Origin of the sequence: Actinomycetospora sp. NBC_00405 (genome assembly GCF_036044095.1) — a bacterium.
GTDB lineage: Bacteria > Actinomycetota > Actinomycetes > Mycobacteriales > Pseudonocardiaceae > Actinomycetospora > Actinomycetospora callitridis.
The window spans coordinates 1787675-1808028 of record NZ_CP107938.1; the positions used below are offsets into that span (position 1 = coordinate 1787675).

Below are 20354 nucleotides of genomic sequence, written 5' to 3' on the forward strand. Positions count from 1 at the left end.
CTGTCAAGGACTCAGAGGATGGCGCCGACGTCCTCGCTGCTCTCGGGGAGGATCACGCCGGCCTCCATCACGTTCGCGCCCGGGATCTCGACGATGAAGATGCCGAGGTCCTCCTTGGCGTCGCCCGTGGTCGCGCACCAGGCGTCGGCGAGACCGTTGATGAGCCTGGCGCGCACCTCGGGCGAGCGCCCGGACCGGATCAGCCCGACCATCCGGGGCCCCTCCACCGCCTCGCCCGCGACGAACACGCTGCCCGGCGCGACCTCGGTGAACGAGCACTGCACGTAGGTCCCCGGGGCGCCGGTGACCTCGGCGTGGACCTTCGTCATCGCGGCGGCCACCTCGGCCTTGTGGTCCAGCGTCGCTCCGCCGGTGGGCACGGTGAACTGGTAGAAGGGCACGTCATCCTCCACGGGTCGGACTCGATTCGAGTCGGACCGTGACAGAGGTCCGACGGGCGCGCAACCTGCTGGGACTCGAAACGTGTCCTACCCTGGCGCTCGTGAAGCACGACGATCTGCAGGACGTCTACTGCTCGGTGGCCCGCACGTGGTCGGTGATCGGCGAGCGCTGGACGATGATGATCCTGCGCGAGTGCTTCCGGGGCGAGCGTCGCTACGACCACTTCCGCGACAAGCTGGGCATCGGCAGCAACGTCCTCAACGACCGGCTCCGGCTGCTCACCGCCGAGGGCGTCCTGGACCGCGTCCCCTACCAGGACAGCCCGCCGCGCCACGAGTACCGCCTCACCCGCAAGGGCGCGGACCTCTACCCCGTCCTCGTGACGCTGATGAGCTGGGGCGACACGTACAAGAACGACGTCGCGCCGGTGCGCCTGATCCACCGCACCTGCGGACACCCGGCCGAGGCGCGCGTGACCTGCAGCCACTGCGCGGAGCCCATCGCCTGGCGGGAGATGACCGCGGAGTTCGAGCCCGGTGCTTGGTAGACGAGCGTCCCTGCCAGGTGGATCGCGTCGACGTCGTCGCGTGGGTCGCTGACCCGGGCTCAGCGATGCCGACCGACGCAGGCGACGTCGAACGGCTCAGCGCAGCAGGCCCTCGCCGTGCGCGACGCGCATCGGGTCGGCACCCGTCACGACGTCCCTTCCCCGGCCACCGTCTGCGCGTAGGCAGCGAGCAGCGCGACCCAGCCACCGCCGCCGTGCTCGATGGCGCCGTGGACACCTTCGCCGCCGACGAGACGCTCGAAGTGGCGGTGCTCGACCTCGACGGTGGTCTGCTCGGGACCGTCGGCGTGGAAGCGGACCTCGATCTCGCTGGCGTGCGAGGGGTCGGGGTCGAACTGCCAGTCCCCGCCGATCTGCCAGGTGAACACCACCCGCTCCGTGGGCTCCCAGGCCAGCACCCGGCCCCAGTCGCACTCGGAGCCATCGACCCCGCGCTCGAACCACCGTCCGCCCTCGTGGGGCTCCAGGATCACGTCGGCGACCTCGGACGATCCGATGTGGTACTGCCGCGGCCACCACGCGCCGAAGTGACCGGTGAACAGCGCGAACGCCTTCTCACGGCTGACGTTGACGGTGGTCTTGCCCTCGATCGCCGGGATCGGTGTGGTCATGGTTGCTCCTCGGTGGGGTGTTCGGCGGAGTGATGGGCGCCGGCCGCTTCGTCGGCGGCGGCTTGCTCGGCGAACTTGTGGAAGTCGGCGAGAGCGTGCTCCCAGACGCCGTCGAGCCAGCTCCGCATCGCGGCCACACCCACCGGGTCGAGGCGGTAGATGCGCCGCGTGCCCTCGGCGTGCGAGACGACCAGACCGCCGTCCTTGAGCGCCTTGAGGTGCTGGGACACGGCCGGCCGGCTGATCGGGAGCCGCTCGGCGAGATCGCCGACCGAGCTGGGCCGGCGTGCCAGCGTCTCGAAGATCGCGCGACGCATCGGGTCGCCCAGCAACCCGAGTCCCGCATCTCCGTAAGCTGTCACGAACCGTAAGCTACGACGAACCGATGAGGATGTCGAGCCTCGGCCGGCCGCATCCTCGCCGCCCTCAGCGACGACGGAGGAGCAACACCGTGACTGCCCCTGCTGCCCGGACGCTGCCTCGATCTTCGCCGGGCATGACGAAGGCCCTGGTCGGCGGCTCTCGCGAGCCTGTGACCAGGGCCTTGGTGCGTGGGCGATACTGGTATCGAACCAGTGACCTCTTCGGTGTGAACGAAGCGCTCTACCCCTGAGCTAATCGCCCGCGGCCTCGACGAGCCTAGACCATCATCAGAGCGGGCTCTGCAGCCAGGTCCAGTGGCCGAGACCCACCAGCTTGGCGACGAGGTACGGGGCGCCGAGCAGCCAGAGGGTCGCCAGGACGATGGCGCAGGTGAGCAGGCCGAGCAGGCACTTGACGACGATGCTCTGCCGTCCGACCCACTCCATCCAGCGGTCGTAGTGGTGCCGGGCGAAGCGCAGCACCCGGCCGGCCCAGGTGAACTCGGTGGCGAGGAGGCCGAGGCCGGCGAACACGATCAGCCAGCCGGGGCCCGGGTACGGGATCGCGACGATGCCCGCGACGAGGACCAGGCCGCCGAGGACGCCGACGACGATGCGCCAGATCAGGTTGGCGCGCGGGTTGCCGCGCACGCGGGCGCGGAAGTGCCGCAGTCGCGCGCGGAGGGTGCGGTGCCGGGGCGGCGCGGTGACGGTGGTCGGACCCTCGGTGGGCGCCTTGTCAGCGGTGGCGGTCGACTGCTCGGCCGGTTCGCTCACGTTCCCACCTGTCCACTCGCGACGACTCGGGTCGGCGTGGCGGGCGCCGTCCGGCCCGGCTCGATCGACACCGCGAAACCGGCGAACGGGACCGCCGCCGTCGTCGAGGGTACGGAACTCACGGCCGGGGTCTGCTGGGTGACGTCGAAGGTCCCCAGCGGCCGCGGTGTCCCGTCGGCGAGGCCCCAGAGCACGTAGATCTCGTCGGCCCCGTTGGCGCCGAGCCCGCTGGTGAGCACGCGGGCGCCGCTGCCGTCGTCGACGACGAGCCCGACGAGTGCGCCGTCGGGACTGGCCAGCGTCACGTGCGTGACGCCGGGGGTGCCCGCGTCCCGGAGCACGTCGACCACGGAGGCGTCGCGCTCGGCCTGGGCCGCCGCCGCGGCGGCGTTGTCGCGCTCGGTGCGCAGGGACTGGTTGGCCACGGCGAGGCCCCCGACCGCCGCGACGACCAGGGCCACCGCGGCCACCGCGAGCCAGCGGGAGGCCCGCCGCCGGGGCGAGAGCGGCACGACGGTCGCGTCCCGCTCCTCGACGGCGGGCGCGGGCGCGGGCTCGGGAGCCGCCGGCTCCGCCACCGGGGCTCCGGTCAGCTCGGGCAGATCGACGCCCTCGCCCGTCGCCGCCGACTCGGCCGCCGCGGCGTCGAGCAGCCGGCGGCGCAGGTGGCGCGGCGGGCTGACCGGGACGACGGCCTCGGCGAGCTCGCCGAGCGTCTCCAGCGTCTCGTCGACCGTCTGCCGGCAGGTCGGGCAGGTCTCGAGGTGGGCGGCGAAGTCCGCTTCCTCGTCGTGATCGAGGGTGTGCAGCGCCCAGCCCACCGCAAGGGCGTCGTGGGCACCGGTGTGGGAGTCGGGGACGGCCCGGTCGCTCATCGTCCCTCCTCGTCCACCTCGACGTGCGGGCCCAGGAGGGCTCGCAGCTTCTGGGTCCCGGCGAACATCCGGGACTTCACCGTCCCCAGGGGTATCCCGACGAGGCTCGCCACCTCGCGCTGGGTGTAGCCGCCGAAGTACGCCAGGGCGAGCGCCTCGCGCTGGTCGGCGGGCAGCTGACCGAGCGCGTCACGCACCTTCCCGGCGACGACCGCCCCGAGGGCCGCCTGGTCGGCTCCCGGCCCGGGCGGGACGTTCCACTCCTCGCCGTCGGGGCTCGGTGGCACGGTCCGCTTGCGACGGGTCGCCTCGCGCCGCACCGCGTCGACGGCGCGGTGGTGCACGAGGGTCAGCAGCCAGCTCGAGACCGCGCCGCGGTCCGGGTCGAACCGTCCGGGGTCCCGCCACACCACGAGGAACGCCTCCTGCACCACGTCCTCCGCCAGCGACTCGTCGACACAGATACGGCGGGCCAGGGAGTACGCGGGGCGCCCGAACCGGTCGTAGAGCTGCGCGAGGGCTTCCGCACTGCGCTCGCCGATCTGTTCGAGCAATGTGGCATCGGTCACACCAGCAAGACCGTCGTCGTCACGCTCCGGAGCCGCCTCTGGGACTCCTCGCGACGCGTCCGTCACTGGTCGACCCTCTCCTCGGGTGTGTATGTCCGGGTCAGACAGGCGTCAGGCTAGTGCTCCCGGGGCAGGCACCGACGCCCGGCCGGGGTGGGTGGTTCGTTACGGAACCGAACCGGGTAAGTCACCCTGTGGTTGCCCGTCCGGTGTGATGCATGCGTGAGCCGGGTGAACCGCCGTCACAGGGTCGCTTGCCAGTCGTTTCCCCGAACGACAGCAGCGTGCGAAAGGCAGCCACATGCTCAACGACCACACGACGATCCGCTCGACGGCGGTCTTCGACCTCGTCGGTCCGCCGAACCCGCCCGTGCCCGTCCAGGTCGAGATGCGTTACGACACTCGCGACCCGTACGCCGTGCAGGCCGCGTTCCGCACCGGCCGCGCCGGATGGGTGGAGTGGGTGTTCTCGCGGGACCTCCTCACCGAGGGACTGCTCGGCGCCTCGGGCGCGGGAGACGTCCGAATCCGCCCCTCCGACGGTGATGCCGAGTCGATCGAGATCGAGCTCAGCTCCCCCTCGGGCCACGCCACCTTCCGTGCCGCGAGCCGTGAGGTGTCGGAGTTCCTCACCCGCACCCACGAGATCGTCGCCCCGGGTGCCGAGGACGACTGGCTGGATCTGGAGCACGCGCTGGGCCTGCTGCTCTCGAGCGATCCGAGCTGACAGACCCCCCCGCGGGAAGCGGGGGGCGCACGGTGCAGTAGTGTTCTCTTCGTCGGCAACGGCGGGTCGGAACCCCGAATCCCGCCGGCCACACGCGGACGTAGCGCAGCTGGTAGCGCATCACCTTGCCAAGGTGAGGGTCGCGGGTTCGAGTCCCGTCGTCCGCTCGGGAGGCTCCTCGGCATCAACTTCTCCAGGGTGAGCCGGACGACCTCCGGATGCCTGGCGCAGTGGCCGAGTGGCTTAGGCAAGGGCCTGCAAAGCCCTGTACGCGGGTTCGATTCCCGCCTGCGCCTCGGGCGATTAGCTCAGTGGGAGAGCACTACCTTGACACGGTAGGGGTCACTGGTTCAATCCCAGTATCGCCCACCCCAGAAGCCCTGGTCAGCGACCTGGAATGGTCGACGGCCAGGGCTTTCTGAATGTCCGGGGCCGATGTCCGGGAGGCCGATGTCCGGGAGGCCGCTGTGACCGATGTGCCCGACGACGACCTGGGCGGCGACCCGGCCTGCTGGATGCACCGGGTGTGCGGCGAGTGCGGGCGGCTGGCCGACGAGGACCCACCCACGCGGTGCCCGTCCTGCGGCGCCCAGCTCGAGGTCGACTAGCTCGGGACCGACCAGCCCGAGGTCGACCGGCTCGGGACGTGCCAGGCTTCCCTCAGGAAAGCTCGGTTCCTTCTCGATGTCCGATTCACTAATATCACTCGACGTGACGATCGATGTGCCGCTCCCCCGGTCGGGCGACATGCCGACCGAACGGCCCGCCACCGGGACCTCCGGTCTCGTCGCGCCCGGCACGCTCCGTGTCCTGCGCATGCTGGCCGCTCACCCCGAAGGTGTCGGTCTGGCCGATCTGAACGGCCACCTCGGCCGGTCGAGCACCCCGGTCGTCCAGGGACTGCTCCGGGCCGGCCACGTGGAACGCACCGCCTCCGGCGGCTACCGCCTGCGGCCCGTCCCGACCGTGCCGCGGCGGGAGCTGCCCGAGGTCCTCTCGGACGCCGTCAGCGATCTCTACCGGCGCACCCGCGCCTGGACCTATCTCGTCGAGTGGGCCGACGACGACCACATCGACGTCGTCGACATCCGCGGGCACCAGGGTCTCGGTCGCGTCCCCGAGCTGCCGCCGCGGGTCCCGCCGTCGATGGCGCACGCCCTGGCGGCCAGCAAGGTCCTCGTGGCGCACCGGCCGGGGCGCCGGGCCCGCCTCGACCCGCGCCGCTGGCGGGCCTACACCCCCGCCACGATCACCTCGCCCGACGCCTACGACGCCGAGCTCGCGTGCGTGCGGCGCGACGGATTCGCGGTCGACCGCGAGGAGTACGCCACGGGATTCGCGTGCGTGTGCGCCCCGATCGCCGATCCCGGCGGCCGGGTGAGCGCCGCGATCGCGGTGGCGCTGCCCGCCACGCGCCTGCGCGACGAGCTCGACCGGCTCGCGGCGGACGTCACCGACGTCGCCCGCGTCGCCCACCGGGGCTGGTACCGGTAGCCCGTACCGGCGCCGTGGTGACCGGCGCTGGGGTGTGTCAGCTCTCGTCGTACTTGTCGGCCGCCTTGTTGCGCTGCTCGGCGATCTCGAGCGCGTGCGCGGCGGTCTCCTTGTCCGGATAGGGACCGAGGCGATCGGCGGCGCGGCAGCCGTCCCACGGCTCCACCTGATGGTGCTTGAGGCAGAAGTACCACTCGTTCTCGTGGGCCACGGGTCCATGCTGGCACGGTTCGGCCTCGGGGAGGGGACGACGCGGCGGGGCGAGCGGGGCCGGGCGCCCCGTCGTGGGATCCACGAAGCGGGCGTGCAGGTCGCGCAGCCGCTCCTCCCCCACGCGCTCGCGCTCCGGACGGGCGGCGTCGCGGCGCACGCAGTCCTCGAGGTCGGCGACGACGTCCTCGACGTGCCACTCCGCCCCGCACTCCTCGGCCAGCGCCAGCCAGCTCCGCGCCACCGCCGCGCGCAGGTTCGTGGAGTCGACGACGACGTCGACCCCGTCCTGCAGCATGCCCTGCACGAGCCGACGCTCCGCGGCGGAGATCACCCGCTCGACCGCGTCGACCGGAGCGGCGTAGTCGGGGTCGACCATGCTGCGTCGCAGGTCGTCGCGGTTGACCCGCACGATCCGCCCCGGGCGCCGCGACGCGACGAGAGCCCGCGCCCAGGTCGTCTTGCCCGACGCCGGGAGCCCGCGGGTCAGGTAGAGGGTCGGCACACCGTGGGGCCCGTCAGGCGGCGCGGCTCGCCCGCGGGCGCGTCGCGGCGAGGATGAAGTCCGCGACGAGCGCGGGGTCGTCGCCCATCGGGACGTGCCCACAGCCCGGCAGGACGTAGACCGCGGCGTCGGGCAGGGCGCGGCGCAGCCGCCCGGACTGCCAGCGGGGCAGCAGCATGTCCCGCGAGCCCCAGCCGACCGTCGTCGGCACCGCCGAACGGGCCGGCGCGATCCAGGTGTCGAAGTGGGCGAGCATCGTCGCGAACGACGAGCGGGGGTGGCTCAGGCCCCGGAGGTCGGCGCCGACCTCCGCGGGGTCGATCCGCGACGGGTGGGCCAGCAGCAGGCCGAGCAGCGCGGTGCGCAGGATCGGCGTGGCGAGCATCCGCTCGAGGCGCTGCGAGGGGATCACGGCCAGCGCGGCGTGGGCCCCGCCGAGGATCGCGCGGGCGTACACGCGCTCGGCCCGCGACCAGAACCCGGCGGGCGAGAGCGCGGTCGCCGACCGCACCGTGCCCCGGGCGGCGAGCTCGAGGGCGACCAGGCCGCCCATTGAGTTCCCGACGGCGTGGGGACGGTCGAGGCCCTGGGCGGTGCAGAACGCCTCCACCGCGTCGGCGAGCGGGGCGATGTCGCCGCGGTAGTCGCCGGGCAGGTCGGGCGAGTCCCCGTGGGAGGGCAGGTCGACCGCCCAGAGCTCCCGTTCCTGCGCGAGCAGCGGCACCACGCGGTCCCAGCCCTGGCGCCGGTGCGTGATCCCGTGCAGGAGCAGCACGGGCTCCCCGGTCCCGGTGCGGGTGTGCGCGAGCTCCACGGCGCCTCAGTGCTCCCGCGGGTGGACGATCACCTTGCCGGTGACACGCCGCTCGGCCAGCTCGTTGATCGCCGACGCGGCCTCGGCCAGCGGGTAGGTCGCGCTGATCGGCGGGGCGAGGCGGCCCTTCGCGATGTCGTCGAGCATCGCGTCCCACTGCCGGCGCATGAAACCCGTCCGCTTGGAGGCGTACGCCCCCCAGCCGGCACCGACCACCGAGATGTTGTTCAGCAGCAGCCGGTTGACCTTGACGGTGGGGATGTCGCCCGCGGTGAAGCCGACGACCGCGAGACGGCCGTCGTCGCCGAGGGAGCGCAACGAGTCGGTGAACCGGTCGCCGCCGACGGGGTCGACGACGACGTCGACGCCCGCGCCCCCGGTGATCTCCTTGGCGGCGTCCTTGAACCCGTCGACGAGCACCGCGTGGTCGGCCCCGGCGGCCCGGGCGACCTCGGCCTTGCCCTCGGAGGACACGACGGCGAGCACCGTCGCCCCGCGCGCCTTGGCGAACTGGATGCAGGCGACGCCCACACCGCCGGCGGCGCCGTGCACGAGCACGGTCTCGCCCTCGGCGAGGTGGCAGCGGGTCTCGAGCACGAAGTGCGCGGTCAGGTAGTTCATCGGCAGGCCGGCGCCGATGTCGAAGGACACCGCGTCGGGCAGCGGGAAGACCAGCTCGGTCGAGGCGGCGACGGTCGTGGCGAACCCGCCGAGCACCGGCATCGCGGCGACGCGGTCGCCGGCGCTGAAGCCGGAGCCGTCCGGCGCCTCGCGCACCGTGCCCGCGACCTCGCTGCCGAGCAGGAAGGGCAGGTCGGGCTTCATCTGGTACTCGCCGCGGCTGAGCAGCAGGTCGGGGAAGACGACGCCGGCCGCCTCCACGTCGATGAGCACCTGGCCGTCGCCGACCGTGGGCTCGTCGACCTCGGCGACCTCCACCGCGTCCGGCCCGTCGAGCCGGACGACCTGTACCGCGCGCACCGCGACCTCCCGTTCCCGGCCGACCGGACCGTCAGCCGTGACGGTTCTACAGGAGCGCGGCGGGGATGTCAGGTGAAGCGGTAGACCGTGGTGCGGGTGATCTCGCCGCCCTCCAGGTCGAGGGTCCCGACGACGTCGTAGCTCCCGAGCGTGCTCACGCGACGCCGCGGCAGGTACTCGCGGCCGGGGTCGCCGACGACGACGTCGACGCCGGCCGCGACCGCCTCGTCGCAGAAGCGCTCGACGAGCCGGGCCATGGGCTGCTCGTAGAAGACGTCGCCGGCGAGCACGACGTCGACGTCGAGGGGCTCGTCGGCGTCCAGCACGTCGCCGACCACGTCGATCTCGACGTCGTTGGCCTGCGCGTTGAGCACGATCGCGGCGCGGGCCCGCGCGTCGGTGTCCGAGGCGATCGCGGCCGTGGCCCCCGCGCGCAGGGCGGCGATCGCGACCAGCCCCGACCCCGAGGCGAGGTCGAGTACCCGGCGGCCCCGGACGAGGTCGGGGTGGTCGAGGACGTGGCGCGCGAGGGCCTGGCCGCCGACCCAGGCGAACGCCCAGAACGGCGGCGCCTCCTCGTCGATCGCCGACCACGTGCGGTGCATGTCCTCGGCGAGCAGCAGGGTGACCTCGGGGACCAGCGGAGGACGGCCGGGCGTCGTCCACTCCCGGATGCCGTCACCGGCGGTCATCGTTGGCTCCGGAAAGTGACGCCGCGCAGACGCTGCGCGAGGGGCCGTGCTTTCCCTACCCTGAACGCCACGCCGACACAGGCGTCACAGCCGCACCGCCGACCGACGCGCCGCCCGAGGAGGTCCTCATGACCGTTCCGCCCGGTGGGCCGGCCGACGAGGACGCCGTGCTGCTCTACGTCGGGGGTCCGCTCGACGGACGCGTCGAGGTGCGCGAGGCACGCCACGGCACCCCGCTGCCGACGGTGACGCACACCCACCTCCACGACGGCCCGAAGGTCGTCCACGTCTACGACCTGCATCCGCTCACCCCCTCCGCCGGCGTCTACCACCTGCGGCTCAGCGAGGTGCCGGCCGATCAGTCGCCCGCGGCGAGGTAGCCCAGGGCGCACAGCGTGCCCCACGCCCCCGCGACGCCGGCCGCCTTGGCCCGCGCGGTGCGCTCCGGCAGCGATGTCCCGAGCAGGACCAGGTCGACGACGTCGGACCCGACGCGCACGGCCACGGCGGTCCGCAGCGCCCTGCCCGCCGGAGCCAGGGCCATCGCCAGCCCGCACGCGAGGTCGCGCCCGCCGAGGGCACGCACCCCGATCGCGGTGGCCGTCGGCAGCGGCGCCCCCTCGGCCTGCAGCGCGGTGGGCTTCGTGAACAGCTCGGGGCGGGCGATGATCGCCACGCTGTAGCCGGCGGTGGCCACGCCGAGCAGGCGGGGGAACCAGGTCAGGTCGCGGGAACGTCGCGAGCGGGAGGAGGGCATGGCGTCGTGTACCCCTCGTCGATCATCGGCACCCGCCGATGAGTTCCGGGCGCGGCGTCCGTCTCCCCCACGAACGTTCCGACGCCGCCGTCCACGAGCACCCCGGAGGTCACCCGTGCACACCCTCACCGCCACCCTCGACGTCCCCGGGGCCCGGCTCCACCACGAGGTCCGGGGCGACGGCCCGCTCGTGGTGCTGCTCGGCACGCCCATGGGCGCCGACGCGTTCGCGGGCCTCGCCGACCTGCTCGCCGTCGACCACACGGTGCTCACCACCGACACCCGCGGGATCGGCCGCAGCCCGGTCGGCGACCCCGACGCCACCCCGACGCTGGCCACGCGTGCGGACGACGTCGCGGCCCTCGTCCGGCACGTCGACCCCGACGGGGCGCGGCGGCCGGTCACCGTCCTCGGTTCCAGCGGCGGTGCCGTGACCGCCCTGGCGCTGGCGCAGGGCCACCCCGACCTCGTCGACACCGTCGTCGCCCACGAGCCGCCCCTGGTCGAGCTCCTGGAAGACCGCGACGACCGCCACGCCGGCGAGGACGTCGTCATCGAGCGCTGGTTCGCGGGCGACCACCTCGGCTCCTGGCGGGCGTTCCTCGCCAACGCGGCCATCGAGATGCCCGAGGAGATGATCCAGATGGTCTTCGGCGGCGAGCCCGACCCGGCCGCCCAGGCCGACGGCGACTTCCAGAACGCCCACCTCCTGCGGCCGACGACGCACTTCCGTCCGGACATCGACTCCTTGCGCACCGGGCGCACGCGGATCGTCGTGGGGATCGGCCGGGACTCCGCCGGCCAGCTCTGCGACCGGAGCTCCCGCGCACTGGCCGACGCGCTGGGCCTCGAGCCGACGCTGTTCCCGGGCGACCACATCGGCTTCGCCGAGGACGCGGTGGCCTTCGAGCCCGTGCTGCGGTCGGTCCTGCCGGGGTCGGGCTAGCGCTGGGACTCGTCGGCGGACGGGAGCCGCAGCATCAGGCGCAGGGCCCGGCTGAAGAGGTCGGCCCGCACGGCGTCCTCGCCGAGGACGCGCCGCAGCCGGATGAGCCCGTGGTAGAGCGCGGCCGCGACGACGACGAACTCGTCGTCCCGCACGGCGTCGCGCACGGCCGGGTCGAGGTTCTCCCAGTCGCGGGAGAGCACGTCGGTGGCGAACCGGGCGAGGCGCACCTCGTGCTCCGCGAGACGGTCGGCGAACTCGGGGTGCCGCACGGCGTAGAGCCAGACCTCGGCGTCGAGCAGGGCCTCCTCGCGCGAGTCGGCGACGTCGGAGACGAGGCGGTCGAGCGCGGCGAAGGTCTCCTGCGGGTCGCCCGACACGATCGTGGACTTCAGGTCGACCGCCACCGAGGTCTGGTCCTCGACCAGCGCGGTGAACAGCGCTTCCTTGCTCGCGAAGTGCACGTAGACCGACCCGACCGACACGCCGGCCGTCTTCGCGATCTCCTCGACCGACGCGGGGCCGTACCCGCGTTCGGCGAACACCCGGCGCGCGGCCTCGAGGAGCGCCTCCCGGGTCCGGGCCTTGGTCGCTGCGCGTCGCCCGAGGGGTGCCGCAGCCGCCACCTCGCCACCCTCGGTCACGTGCCGCGTTCCTCCTCGCCCCACGGCCGGCCCTCTGGTCGCCGTCCCGAGGTGACGGATCGTAACCCGGCCGCCGTCCACCGGGTCGTGGTGCGATCGCGGACAATGGACCGGTGACCACCTCGACGGCGCTCCTGCCCGCTCCCGGCGCGGACCCCGACGAGCTCTACGAGGGGTTCGCGGGCTGGGCCTCCGAGCGCGGGCTCGACCTCTACCCGGCCCAGTCCGAGGCGCTGATCGAGCTGGTCTCGGGATCGAACGTGATCCTCTCCACGCCCACCGGCTCGGGGAAGTCGCTGGTCGCGCTCGGCGCCCACGTCAGCGCGATGTCCCGTGGCGAGCGCAGCGTCTACACGGCGCCGATCAAGGCGCTGGTCTCGGAGAAGTTCTTCGCCCTCGGCGCCCAGCTCGGCTACGCCAACGTCGGGATGCTCACCGGCGACGCAGCCGTCAACCCCGAAGCCCCGGTCATCTGCTGCACCGCCGAGGTGCTGGCGAACTGGGCGCTGCGCGAGGGCCCCGGCGCCGAGGTCGGCCAGGTCGTCATGGACGAGTTCCACTACTACGCCGACCCGGAGCGCGGCTGGGCCTGGCAGGTGCCGATCCTCGAGCTGCCGCAGGCGCAGTTCCTGCTGATGTCGGCGACGCTCGGCGACGTCTCGTTCTTCGCCGAGGACCTGACGCGGCGCACGGGGCGCGAGACCGCGGTCGTCGCGCACACCGAACGCCCCGTCCCGCTGTCGTTCCGCTACGCGCGCACGCCGCTGCACGAGACGATCACCGAGCTCCTCGCCGGGCAGCAGGCGCCGGTCTACGTCGTGCACACCACCCAGGCCGCGGCGATCGAGCAGGCGCAGGCCCTGATGAGCCTCAACGTCTCCTCGAAGGCTGAGAAGGAGCGGATCGCCGAGCTCATCGGCGCCTTCCGCTTCACCGCCGGGTTCGGCAAGACGCTCTCGCGGCTGGTGCGCCACGGCATCGGCGTGCACCACGCCGGGATGCTGCCGAAGTACCGGCGCCTCGTGGAGACGCTCGCCCAGGCCGGGCTGCTCAAGCTCATCTGCGGCACCGACACCCTCGGCGTCGGGATCAACGTCCCGATCCGCACCGTGCTCTTCACCGCGCTGACCAAGTTCGACGGCCAGCGGGTGCGCCACCTGCGGGCCCGCGAGTTCCACCAGGTCGCCGGGCGCGCGGGACGGGCGGGGCACGACGTCGCGGGCTACGTCGTCGTCCAGGCCCCCGAGCACGAGGTGGAGAACGCCAAGCGGCTCGCGAAGGCCGGCGACGACGTCAAGAAGCAGCGGCGCGTCGTGCGGGCGAAGCCGCCCGAGGGGTTCGTGTCGTGGTCGGAGAAGACCCTCGAGAAGCTCATCGAGGCGCAGCCCGAAGCGCTGACCAGCCAGTTCCGGGTGTCGACGGCGATGCTCCTGCAGGTCGCGTCCCGCCCGGGGGACTTCTTCGCCGCGATGCGCCACCTGCTCGAGGACAACCACGCCGACCGCCCCACCCAGCGCCGCCTGATCCTGCGGGCGATCGCGCTGTTCCGCGGCCTGCTCGAGGCCGACGTCGTGGAGCGCCTGCCCGAGCCCGACGCCGCCGGGCGGACCGTTCGGCTCGTCGACGACCTCCAGGTCGACTTCGCGCTCAACCAGCCGCTCTCGCCGTTCGCGCTCGCCGCGTTCGACCTGCTCGACCGCGAGTCGCCGACCTACGCCCTCGACATGGTCTCGGTGGTCGAGTCGACCCTCGACGACCCGAAGCAGATCCTCCGCGCCCAGGAGAACTCCGCCCGGGGCGAGGCCGTGCAGGCGATGAAGGCCGAGGGCATCGAGTACGAGGAGCGCATGGAGCTCCTCGAGGACGTCACCTGGCCCAAGCCGCTGGCCGAGCTCCTGGGCGCCGCCTACGAGTCCTACCGCACGGGGCACCCCTGGGTCGCCGACCACGAGCTCTCGCCGAAGTCGGTGGTGCGCGACCTCTACGAGCGCGCCATGAACTTCACCGAGTACGTCTCGTACTACAAGATCGCCCGGTCCGAGGGCCTCGTCCTGCGCTACCTCACCGACGCCTTCCGCGCGCTGCGCCAGACGATCCCCGAGGCCGCGCGCACCGAGGACATCGACGACCTGGTCGCCTGGCTCGGCGAGCTCGTGCGTCAGACCGACTCGTCACTGCTCGACGAGTGGGAGAACCTGGCCAACCCGAGTGAGCTCGACGCGGCCGGGGACGATGCGCGCCCCGTCGACCAGGGCCCGCCGCCGGTCACCCGCAACGAGCGGGCGTTCCGTGTCCTGGTGCGCAACGAGATGTTCCGCCGGGTGGAGCTGTTCGCCCGGCGCTCCCCCGCCGATCTCGCGGAGCTCGAGGACGACGGCCCGTCGGTCGACTGGTGGGCCGACGCGATGGAGGCCTACTTCGCCGAGTACCCGACCCTCGGCTCCGGTCCCGACGCCCGCGGCCCGGCGTTCTACCGCGTCACCGTGCAGGGGCGGACCTGGCACGTCCGCCAGGTCCTCGACGACCCCGAGGGCGACCACGACTGGGCCATCACCGCCGAGGTCGACCTCGACGCGTCCGACGAGCTGGGCGCGGCCGCCGTGCACGTCACGGCCGCGGGGCCGATGTCGACGGTGTAGTCAGCGGGCCCACCACGGCGTCGGCCCGGCCTCGCGGGCCCGGCGACGCTCGGCGAGCAGCCGACGCTCGATGGTCGCGTCGGCCATCGCCCGAGCGGCCTCCTCGAGCCGGCGCAGCATCTTGGCGACCGCACTGCGTGTGAGGCCCAGTCGCTCGCCGAGGCGCCCGCTGCTCATCGAGCCGTGCCGCCGGCACACCTCGAGGCACAGCACCTCGCTCGGGGACAGCCCCAGGGTCCGGGCCACCTCGTCGCGGTACCACTGCAGGGCCGGACCGAGGTCGTCGAGGAGCAGCGTGACGAGCTCGTCCGTCGCGTCCTCCTCCTCGGCCGCCCGACGCACGCCGTCCAGCGTCGCCGACCGCGGCTCGCTCCGGGGTCGGTTCCGACGAAGACGAACCGTGTCCTCAGGACACGGTCTCCGAGTGGGGGGTCAGGCCCCGAGAAGCTCCACCTCGTCGCGGGCCCGCGGCCGCACCGAGCCCGGCGAGGCGCCGACGACGCGGCGGAAGGCGCGGCTGAACGCGGCCTCGGAGCGGTAGCCCATCGCGCCGGCGACGGCGGCGACGGTGGTGTCGCCGGCCCGGAGGCGGTCGTGGGCGACGAGCATGCGCCAGCGGGTCACGTAGGCCATGACCGGCTCGCCGACCAGGGCGGTGAAGCGGGCGGCGAAGGTCGACCGGGACAGGGCGAGCTCGCGGGCGAGGCCGGCCACGGTCCACTCGTGGGCGGGGTCGGCGTGGACGAGGGCGAGCGCGCGGCCGATGTCGGGGTCGGCGAGCGCGCCGAGCCAGCCCGTGCGGGCCGACGGGTCGTGCGACAGCCAGGCCCGCAGCATCTGCACGACGAGGACGTCGGCGAGCCGGGTGATCACGGCCTCGCCGCCGGGCCGGGTCTCCTCCACCTCGAGCGCGATCAGCCGCAACGTGTCGTGCAGGCGCGCGGTGAGCGGCGAGACCGGCACGTGGACGATGTCCGGCATCAGGGCCACGAGCCGCTCGGCCATCGGGTGCTCGAGCCGGACGGCGCCGCAGATCATGGTGGTCGGCGCGCCGTCGCCGCCGTAGGAGATCGTCGCGTAGCGCTCGCCGTACCAGGTGTGCGGCAGCGTCAGGACGTTCGGCGCGGGCGAGCGGGGCGGCGGATCGGTCGAGCGCAGTTCGTGCCCCTCGCCGCGCGGCAGGAGCACGACATCGGACGGGGACAGCGTCACCACCTCGTCGCCGACGACGATCGTCGCGGTCCCCGAGGTCACGACGTGGAACCACAGGCAGCCCGGCGTCTCGGGCAGCCGCAGGCCCCAGGGCCCGCGCAGGTCGGACGAGCAGTAGAAGGTCCCGCTCATCCGCAGGACGTGCAGGGCCGCGCCCACGGCGTCGGACGGGGTCCAGGGCGGATGGTCGGCGACGGTCACGGTGCCCAGCCTCCGGCATCGGCGAGCTGACCGTCCACGAGATCGGACGATCGAGCAGGAGAACCGGCGCCACGGCGATGGTTCGTCCGACGGGACCGGCCCAGAGTCGGACGCACCGGATCACCGAGCACGGAGGAGACGTCATCATGATCACTGTCCTGGGGGCCAGCGGGAACACCGGCGGACGCGTCGTGGGTCGTCTGCGCGAGAGCGGGGAGGCGGTGCGGGCCGTCGGGCGCGACGCCGGCCGTCTCGGCGACGCGGTCGCCCGCGGCGCCGAGCCGCACGTCGCCGACATCACCGACCGGGCCGCGCTCACGCAGGCCCTGCGCGGCGCGGACGCCGCCTACGTCCTCATGCCCCTCGACCTCGCCGCGCCGGGCTACCGCGCCCAGCAGGAGCAGGTGGGCACCGCGATCGCGGGCGCGCTGGCCGACGCCGCCGTCCCCCACGTGGTGGCGCTGAGCTCGCTCGGCGCCGAGCTGTCCGCCGGCACCGGCTTCCTCGAGACCCTCCACGAGCAGGAGCAGCGGCTCGCCGCGCTCGACGCCTCCGTGGTGCTCCTGCGCCCCGGGCTGTTCTTCGAGTCGTTCCTGCCGGCGCTGGCGCCGATGCTCGCGACGGGCGTGCACCACGACACGATCGACCCGGACGTCGCGCTGCCGATGGTGGCCACCGCCGACATCGGCGACGCCGCCGCGGCGCTGCTGCGCGACCCGGACGCCGCCGGCGTGCGCGAGCTGCCCGGGCCCGAGGAGCTCACCGTGTCCGAGGCCGTCGCGCGGCTCGGCGCGGCGATCGGCCGGCCCGGCCTGCGCTACGAGCGCCCGCCCGAGGACGTCATGCGCGCGGTGCTCGTCGAGGCAGGACTGCCCGCGGACCTCACCGAGGAGAACCTCGCGATGAACGCGGCGTTCAACCGCGGCGTCGTGCAGCGCCACGGGGTCGGTGTGCTGGAGACCCCCACGACGATCGACGAGTGGGCCCGCCGCGCCGTCCCGGTGGCGTGACCGGCCTACTTCTTGCGGGAGCGCCCCAGCGACGGCGGCGGGACGACCGGCCCGAGGTCGCCGTTCGGGGCCTCGTCGAGGTCGACGATCACGGGCGCGTGATCCGACGGACCGGTGCCCTTGCGGGCCTTGCGGTCCACCCAGGCGGCGGCCCGGCGGGCGGCGACCGGGCCGCCCGCGAGCACGAGGTCGATCCGCATGCCGCGGTCCTGGTGGAAGGCGCCGCCGCGGTAGTCCCAGTAGCTGAACGCCCGGTCCTCGGGCCAGCGCTCGCGGACGACGTCGTGCAGGCCGGTCTTCATCAGCGTCGCCAGCGCCTCGCGCTCGGGCGGGGTGACGTGGGTGGACCCGGCGAACGCCTCGACGGAGTAGATGTCCTCGTCGGTGGGGGCGATGTTGAAGTCGCCCGCCACCACCGTCGCGTCCGGGTCGCCGGCCTCGACGAGGTCGCGCAGGGCCGCGAGCCACTCGAGCTTGTAGAGGTAGTGCGGATCGTCCGGGTCACGCCCGTTGGGCACGTAGACCGATGTGACCCGCAGCCCGCCGCAGGTGGCGGAGACGGCGCGGGCCTCCTGGTGGGGGTAGCCGGGGGCGCCGGGCAGGCCCTCCACGACGTCGTCGAGCCCCACGCGGGACAGCAGTGCCACGCCGTTCCAGCGGCCCTCCCCGTGGTGGGCGACGGCGTAGCCGCGCTCGGCCAGCGGGGCGGCGAAGCTCTCGGCGAACGCCTCGTCCGACAGCTTGGTCTCCTGCAGGCAGGCCACGTCGGGCGCTCGCTCGTCGAGCCAGTCCAGCAGCCGGGGCTCCCGGGCCTTGGCGGAGTTCACGTTCCAGGTGGCCAGTCGCACGCCCGCCACGCTAGCCGGGCCCCCCGACGGCGAGCGGGGGAACCCGACGGTGTCCGTTCCGTGCGGTCGGACGGGGTACTAGCGTTCCCGCATGGCCGCGACCACCCCCGTGACGAACGAGGACCGGCTGCGGCGGATCGAGCAGATCACCGACACCACGCTCGCCCACCTGGACGTCGCGGATCTCCTCGACGAGCTCCTGGACCGGGTACGTGCCCTGCTCGACGCCGACACCTCGGCCGTCCTCCTGCTGGACCCCTCCTCGACGTACCTGGTCGCCACCGCCGCGCGCGGCATCGAGGAGGAGGTGCGCCAGGGCGTCCGCATCCCCGTCGGGAAGGGGTTCGCCGGGCGCATCGCCGCCGAGCGCCGACCAGTGATCATCGATGAGGTCGACCACTCGAACGTCCTCAACCCGATCCTGCGGGAGAAGGACATCCGCTCGCTGCTCGGCGTGCCCCTGGTGGCCGAGGGCGAGGTCCTGGGCGTCCTGCACGTCGGCACCCTCACACCGAGGCGCTTCACGATGGACGACGCGGACCTGCTGCAGACCGCAGCCGACCGGATCGCCCTGGTCACGCGCACACGTCTGTCGGACCTCGACCGCGCGGCGGCATCGGCCCTCCAGCGCAGTCTCATGCCCGGCGCGCTGCCGCGCGTCACCGGGATCGAGTTCGCGGCGCGGTACATCCCCGGCGACGCGGGCGGTCTCGGCGGGGACTGGTACGACGTCTTCTCCCTGCCCTCCGGGCGCCTCGGCGTCGTCATCGGGGACGTGGTGGGGCGCGGGCTGCAGGCCGCCGTGATCATGGGCCGCCTGCGCAGCGCCCTGCGCGCGTTCGCCCTGGAGGAGGACGACCCCGCGGAGGTCCTCGAGCGCCTGGACGGGAACGTTCAGCACTTCGAGGAGAACGTCATGGCGACGGTCCTCTACGCGATCTTCGAGCCGTCGCTGGAGCGCGTGTCGCTGTCGAGCGCAGGCCACCTGCCGCCGATCATCGCGCAGCCCGGCGAGCAATCGGCGCTGCTCAACCTGCCGATCGACCTGCCGGTCGGGGTGTCCGTCGGCCCCCCGCGCCGCACCACGACGATCGATCTCCCGGACCACGGCCTGCTCTTCCTCTACACCGACGGTCTCGTCGAACGGCGCGGGAGCCCGCTCGACACCGGCCTGGAGGCGCTGTGCGAGGTCGTGCGCGCCGAGGATTCCGAGTCGGTGTGCAGCGGGGTGCTGCACCGCATGATCGGCGCCACCCCGGTGGGCGACGACGTGGCGATGCTCGTCGCCCACCGTCTCGGCACGCCGTCGGTGGTGCCGCTGAGCATCGTCGTGCCGGCCGTGACGCGCACCCTGTCCGACGTCCGCTCCTCGGTCCGCCGGTGGCTCGCGGCGGCCGGGGCGTCGCCCGAGGACGCGGCCGACATCCTCGTCGCCACCGGCGAGGCGTGCTCCAACGTCGTGGAGCACGCGTACGGGCCCGCCGGCGGGACGCTGGTCGTGCAGATGGAGCTGGAGGGGGCGACGGTCGTGGCGACGGTGCGCGACAACGGGCGATGGCGCCCGGCACGCGGGCAGGAACGCGGGCGGGGCACCGCGCTGATCCGCCAGTGCAGCGACGACATGGACGTGACCGCCGGGCCCGGCGGCACCACGGTCGTCTTCCGACGTCACCTCACGGGGAGCAGCCGATGACCGCCGCGTCCGTCGTCGTCCACCCGGAGGGCTCGGCCGTCCGCATCGTCATGGGCGGCGAGATCGACCTCGAGAACGCGCTGGAGGTCGAGGAGCAGCTGACGGCGGCCATCACGAACGAGACCTCGGGGGTCACGCTCGACCTGGCCGACCTCGCCTACCTCGACAGCGCGGGCCTGCGCGTGCTGTTCGCCCTGGGTGCCCGGCTCGAGGTGCTGCAGATCGAGATGACCGTGCTGGCCCCGCCGGGCTCGCTGACCCGGCGGGTGCTCCAGCTCTCGGGCTTCGAGGGCGTGGCGGCGCTCGACGGCTGAGCCGTCCCCGCTCAGCCGGTCTCGACCGAGCGGCGGACCGTGTCGAGCGTCCGCTCCATGCCGCGGCGGTTCGCCCCCGGCACGTCCCAGGCCCGGGCGCGGCCGACGACGTTGGCGATCGGGCTGCGACGGTCCTGCCAGTACTGCTCGATGCGGGTCCGCCCGCCCTCGGGGACGAGACGGAAGCCCCAGCGCGCGACGGGCTGGCCGAGCAGCGTGACGTCCCAGCTGATGGCCCGCTGCGGGTCGTACTCGACGACCGTGCCGTCGGTCGACCAGCGGAGCAGGCCCTTGCGGTTGTGGCCCTTGAACCGCGCGCCCGGCTCCGGCCCGGTGGCGCCGCCGACCCAGTCGACGCGGTGGCACTCCGGCGAGATGTCCCCGATCCGCGCCGGGTCCCCGACGAGCTCCCACACCCGCTCGGGCGGCGCGTCGACGGTGCGGGTGACGACGACGTCGTCGGCCATGGGGGTTCCTCCAGACGGCGGCAGCGGGACGGTCGC

At 73.6% G+C, this 20354-nt stretch carries 26 protein-coding genes and 4 tRNA genes; 13 read left to right on the forward strand and 17 right to left on the reverse strand.

Going from position 1 to position 20354, the window contains the following annotated elements:
• Nucleotides 1–11 precede the first annotated feature (11 nt).
• Nucleotides 12–401, reverse strand: a complete 390-nt coding sequence (locus OG774_RS08825) for a tautomerase family protein (protein ID WP_328308629.1) — start codon at nucleotides 399–401, stop codon at nucleotides 12–14.
• A gap of 101 nt (nucleotides 402–502) precedes the next feature.
• On the opposite strand from OG774_RS08825, the gene OG774_RS08830 reads away from it, so the two are divergent.
• On the forward strand, nucleotides 503–949 hold the full coding sequence (locus OG774_RS08830; RefSeq protein ID WP_328308630.1) for a winged helix-turn-helix transcriptional regulator: 447 nt from the start codon (nucleotides 503–505) through the stop codon (nucleotides 947–949).
• 146 nt (nucleotides 950–1095) lie between these two features.
• Here OG774_RS08830 and OG774_RS08835 read toward each other — a convergent pair whose 3' ends face one another.
• From OG774_RS08835 to OG774_RS08860, 6 genes are all read right to left on the reverse strand, one after another.
• Entirely contained in the window at nucleotides 1096–1581 is a 486-nt protein-coding gene (locus OG774_RS08835; RefSeq protein ID WP_328308631.1) for an SRPBCC family protein, read from the reverse strand.
• Nucleotides 1578–1943 carry an ArsR/SmtB family transcription factor gene (locus OG774_RS08840; protein WP_328308632.1) on the reverse strand — a complete coding sequence of 122 codons (366 nt, stop codon included), beginning with the start codon at nucleotides 1941–1943 and terminating at the stop codon, nucleotides 1578–1580. The genes OG774_RS08835 and OG774_RS08840 overlap by 4 nt, the downstream gene beginning before the upstream one ends.
• A 190-nt stretch (nucleotides 1944–2133) precedes the next feature.
• Nucleotides 2134–2205 (reverse strand) — tRNA-Val (locus OG774_RS08845).
• A gap of 26 nt (nucleotides 2206–2231) precedes the next feature.
• Nucleotides 2232–2720, reverse strand: coding sequence for a TIGR02611 family protein (locus tag OG774_RS08850; RefSeq protein ID WP_328308633.1), 489 nt, complete (start codon nucleotides 2718–2720; stop codon nucleotides 2232–2234).
• Complete coding sequence (locus OG774_RS08855; RefSeq protein ID WP_328308635.1) at nucleotides 2717–3595, reverse strand: anti-sigma factor domain-containing protein; 879 nt, start codon at nucleotides 3593–3595, stop codon at nucleotides 2717–2719. The genes OG774_RS08850 and OG774_RS08855 overlap by 4 nt, the downstream gene beginning before the upstream one ends.
• Entirely contained in the window at nucleotides 3592–4164 is a 573-nt protein-coding gene (locus OG774_RS08860; protein WP_328308637.1) for an RNA polymerase sigma factor, read from the reverse strand. The genes OG774_RS08855 and OG774_RS08860 overlap by 4 nt, the downstream gene beginning before the upstream one ends.
• Nucleotides 4165–4465: 301 nt before the next feature.
• Between OG774_RS08860 and OG774_RS08865 the strand changes: the two genes are divergently transcribed.
• The 6 genes from OG774_RS08865 (at nucleotide 4466) to OG774_RS08890 (ending at nucleotide 6385) form a co-directional block, all read left to right on the forward strand.
• Nucleotides 4466–4891, forward strand: coding sequence for an SsgA family sporulation/cell division regulator (locus OG774_RS08865; RefSeq protein WP_328308639.1), 426 nt, complete (start codon nucleotides 4466–4468; stop codon nucleotides 4889–4891).
• Nucleotides 4892–4985: 94 nt separating this feature from the next.
• Nucleotides 4986–5058, forward strand: a tRNA-Gly gene (locus OG774_RS08870).
• A 57-nt stretch (nucleotides 5059–5115) separates the two neighbouring features.
• Nucleotides 5116–5187, forward strand: a tRNA-Cys gene (locus OG774_RS08875).
• A gap of 1 nt (nucleotide 5188) precedes the next feature.
• A tRNA-Val gene (locus OG774_RS08880) sits at nucleotides 5189–5260 on the forward strand.
• Between the two features lie 98 nt (nucleotides 5261–5358).
• On the forward strand, nucleotides 5359–5499 hold the full coding sequence (locus tag OG774_RS08885) for a hypothetical protein (protein WP_328308641.1): 141 nt from the start codon (nucleotides 5359–5361) through the stop codon (nucleotides 5497–5499).
• Between the two features lie 103 nt (nucleotides 5500–5602).
• Entirely contained in the window at nucleotides 5603–6385 is a 783-nt protein-coding gene (locus OG774_RS08890) for an IclR family transcriptional regulator (RefSeq protein WP_328308643.1), read from the forward strand.
• A gap of 37 nt (nucleotides 6386–6422) precedes the next feature.
• Here the strand turns inward: OG774_RS08890 and OG774_RS08895 are convergent, their stop codons facing one another.
• From OG774_RS08895 to OG774_RS08910, 4 genes are all read right to left on the reverse strand, one after another.
• Nucleotides 6423–7100, reverse strand: coding sequence for an AAA family ATPase (locus OG774_RS08895; protein ID WP_328308645.1), 678 nt, complete (start codon nucleotides 7098–7100; stop codon nucleotides 6423–6425).
• A gap of 13 nt (nucleotides 7101–7113) precedes the next feature.
• Complete coding sequence (locus OG774_RS08900) at nucleotides 7114–7914, reverse strand: alpha/beta fold hydrolase (protein WP_328308647.1); 801 nt, start codon at nucleotides 7912–7914, stop codon at nucleotides 7114–7116.
• Nucleotides 7915–7920: 6 nt separating this feature from the next.
• The gene (locus OG774_RS08905; protein WP_328308649.1) at nucleotides 7921–8895 is read right to left on the reverse strand and encodes an NADPH:quinone oxidoreductase family protein; all 975 of its coding nucleotides are present in this window, start codon (nucleotides 8893–8895) and stop codon (nucleotides 7921–7923) included.
• 68 nt (nucleotides 8896–8963) lie between these two features.
• Nucleotides 8964–9587, reverse strand: a complete 624-nt coding sequence (locus OG774_RS08910) for a class I SAM-dependent methyltransferase (RefSeq protein WP_328308650.1) — start codon at nucleotides 9585–9587, stop codon at nucleotides 8964–8966.
• Between the two features lie 128 nt (nucleotides 9588–9715).
• Between OG774_RS08910 and OG774_RS08915 the strand changes: the two genes are divergently transcribed.
• Entirely contained in the window at nucleotides 9716–9967 is a 252-nt protein-coding gene (locus OG774_RS08915) for a hypothetical protein (RefSeq protein WP_328308651.1), read from the forward strand.
• On the opposite strand, the gene OG774_RS08920 is transcribed toward OG774_RS08915, so the two are convergent.
• On the reverse strand, nucleotides 9946–10344 hold the full coding sequence (locus OG774_RS08920; RefSeq protein ID WP_328308652.1) for a hypothetical protein: 399 nt from the start codon (nucleotides 10342–10344) through the stop codon (nucleotides 9946–9948). The two genes, OG774_RS08915 and OG774_RS08920, sit on opposite strands and share 22 nt — an antisense overlap.
• 115 nt (nucleotides 10345–10459) lie before the next feature.
• On the opposite strand from OG774_RS08920, the gene OG774_RS08925 reads away from it, so the two are divergent.
• Nucleotides 10460–11290, forward strand: a complete 831-nt coding sequence (locus OG774_RS08925) for an alpha/beta fold hydrolase (RefSeq protein ID WP_328308653.1) — start codon at nucleotides 10460–10462, stop codon at nucleotides 11288–11290.
• On the opposite strand, the gene OG774_RS08930 is transcribed toward OG774_RS08925, so the two are convergent.
• On the reverse strand, nucleotides 11287–11934 hold the full coding sequence (locus tag OG774_RS08930) for a TetR/AcrR family transcriptional regulator (protein ID WP_328308654.1): 648 nt from the start codon (nucleotides 11932–11934) through the stop codon (nucleotides 11287–11289). The two genes, OG774_RS08925 and OG774_RS08930, sit on opposite strands and share 4 nt — an antisense overlap.
• A gap of 113 nt (nucleotides 11935–12047) precedes the next feature.
• On the opposite strand from OG774_RS08930, the gene OG774_RS08935 reads away from it, so the two are divergent.
• The gene (locus tag OG774_RS08935) at nucleotides 12048–14573 is read left to right on the forward strand and encodes a DEAD/DEAH box helicase (RefSeq protein ID WP_328308655.1); all 2526 of its coding nucleotides are present in this window, start codon (nucleotides 12048–12050) and stop codon (nucleotides 14571–14573) included.
• Here OG774_RS08935 and OG774_RS08940 read toward each other — a convergent pair whose 3' ends face one another.
• A complete protein-coding gene (locus OG774_RS08940) occupies nucleotides 14574–14915 on the reverse strand; it encodes a MarR family transcriptional regulator (RefSeq protein WP_328308656.1) in 342 nt (113 codons plus the stop codon). It abuts the gene before it with no gap.
• A gap of 90 nt (nucleotides 14916–15005) precedes the next feature.
• Nucleotides 15006–15986 (reverse strand): AraC family transcriptional regulator, encoded by a 981-nt coding sequence (locus tag OG774_RS08945; protein WP_328308658.1) that lies wholly within the window; start codon nucleotides 15984–15986, stop codon nucleotides 15006–15008.
• Between the two features lie 146 nt (nucleotides 15987–16132).
• Here OG774_RS08945 and OG774_RS08950 point away from each other — a divergent pair, with 146 nt between their 5' ends.
• Entirely contained in the window at nucleotides 16133–16996 is an 864-nt protein-coding gene (locus tag OG774_RS08950; RefSeq protein WP_328308660.1) for an NmrA family NAD(P)-binding protein, read from the forward strand.
• A gap of 5 nt (nucleotides 16997–17001) precedes the next feature.
• On the opposite strand, the gene OG774_RS08955 is transcribed toward OG774_RS08950, so the two are convergent.
• A complete protein-coding gene (locus tag OG774_RS08955) occupies nucleotides 17002–17844 on the reverse strand; it encodes an exodeoxyribonuclease III (protein WP_442873962.1) in 843 nt (280 codons plus the stop codon).
• Nucleotides 17845–17935: 91 nt separating this feature from the next.
• Between OG774_RS08955 and OG774_RS08960 the strand changes: the two genes are divergently transcribed.
• Together OG774_RS08960 and OG774_RS08965 are read left to right on the forward strand one after the other, a co-directional pair.
• Nucleotides 17936–19537, forward strand: coding sequence for an ATP-binding SpoIIE family protein phosphatase (locus tag OG774_RS08960; protein ID WP_328308663.1), 1602 nt, complete (start codon nucleotides 17936–17938; stop codon nucleotides 19535–19537).
• A complete protein-coding gene (locus OG774_RS08965) occupies nucleotides 19534–19851 on the forward strand; it encodes an STAS domain-containing protein (RefSeq protein WP_328308665.1) in 318 nt (105 codons plus the stop codon). The genes OG774_RS08960 and OG774_RS08965 overlap by 4 nt, the downstream gene beginning before the upstream one ends.
• 11 nt (nucleotides 19852–19862) lie before the next feature.
• Here the strand turns inward: OG774_RS08965 and OG774_RS08970 are convergent, their stop codons facing one another.
• A complete protein-coding gene (locus OG774_RS08970; protein ID WP_328308667.1) occupies nucleotides 19863–20318 on the reverse strand; it encodes an SRPBCC family protein in 456 nt (151 codons plus the stop codon).
• Nucleotides 20319–20354 lie beyond the last annotated feature (36 nt).

Bases quoted from the DNA above. Each gene is read 5' to 3' on its own strand.
- OG774_RS08835 (WP_328308631.1), bottom strand. From the start codon at position 1,581: ATGACCACACCGATCCCGGCGATCGAGGGCAAGACCACCGTCAACGTC.
- OG774_RS08855 (WP_328308635.1), bottom strand. From the start codon at position 3,595: ATGAGCGACCGGGCCGTCCCCGACTCCCACACCGGTGCCCACGACGCC.
- OG774_RS08865 (WP_328308639.1), top strand. From the start codon at position 4,466: ATGCTCAACGACCACACGACGATCCGCTCGACGGCGGTCTTCGACCTC.
- OG774_RS08910 (WP_328308650.1), bottom strand. From the start codon at position 9,587: ATGACCGCCGGTGACGGCATCCGGGAGTGGACGACGCCCGGCCGTCCT.
- OG774_RS08915 (WP_328308651.1), top strand. From the start codon at position 9,716: ATGACCGTTCCGCCCGGTGGGCCGGCCGACGAGGACGCCGTGCTGCTC.
- OG774_RS08920 (WP_328308652.1), bottom strand. From the start codon at position 10,344: ATGCCCTCCTCCCGCTCGCGACGTTCCCGCGACCTGACCTGGTTCCCC.
- OG774_RS08950 (WP_328308660.1), top strand. From the start codon at position 16,133: ATGATCACTGTCCTGGGGGCCAGCGGGAACACCGGCGGACGCGTCGTG.
- OG774_RS08960 (WP_328308663.1), top strand. From the start codon at position 17,936: ATGGCCGCGACCACCCCCGTGACGAACGAGGACCGGCTGCGGCGGATC.
- OG774_RS08965 (WP_328308665.1), top strand. From the start codon at position 19,534: ATGACCGCCGCGTCCGTCGTCGTCCACCCGGAGGGCTCGGCCGTCCGC.
- OG774_RS08970 (WP_328308667.1), bottom strand. From the start codon at position 20,318: ATGGCCGACGACGTCGTCGTCACCCGCACCGTCGACGCGCCGCCCGAG.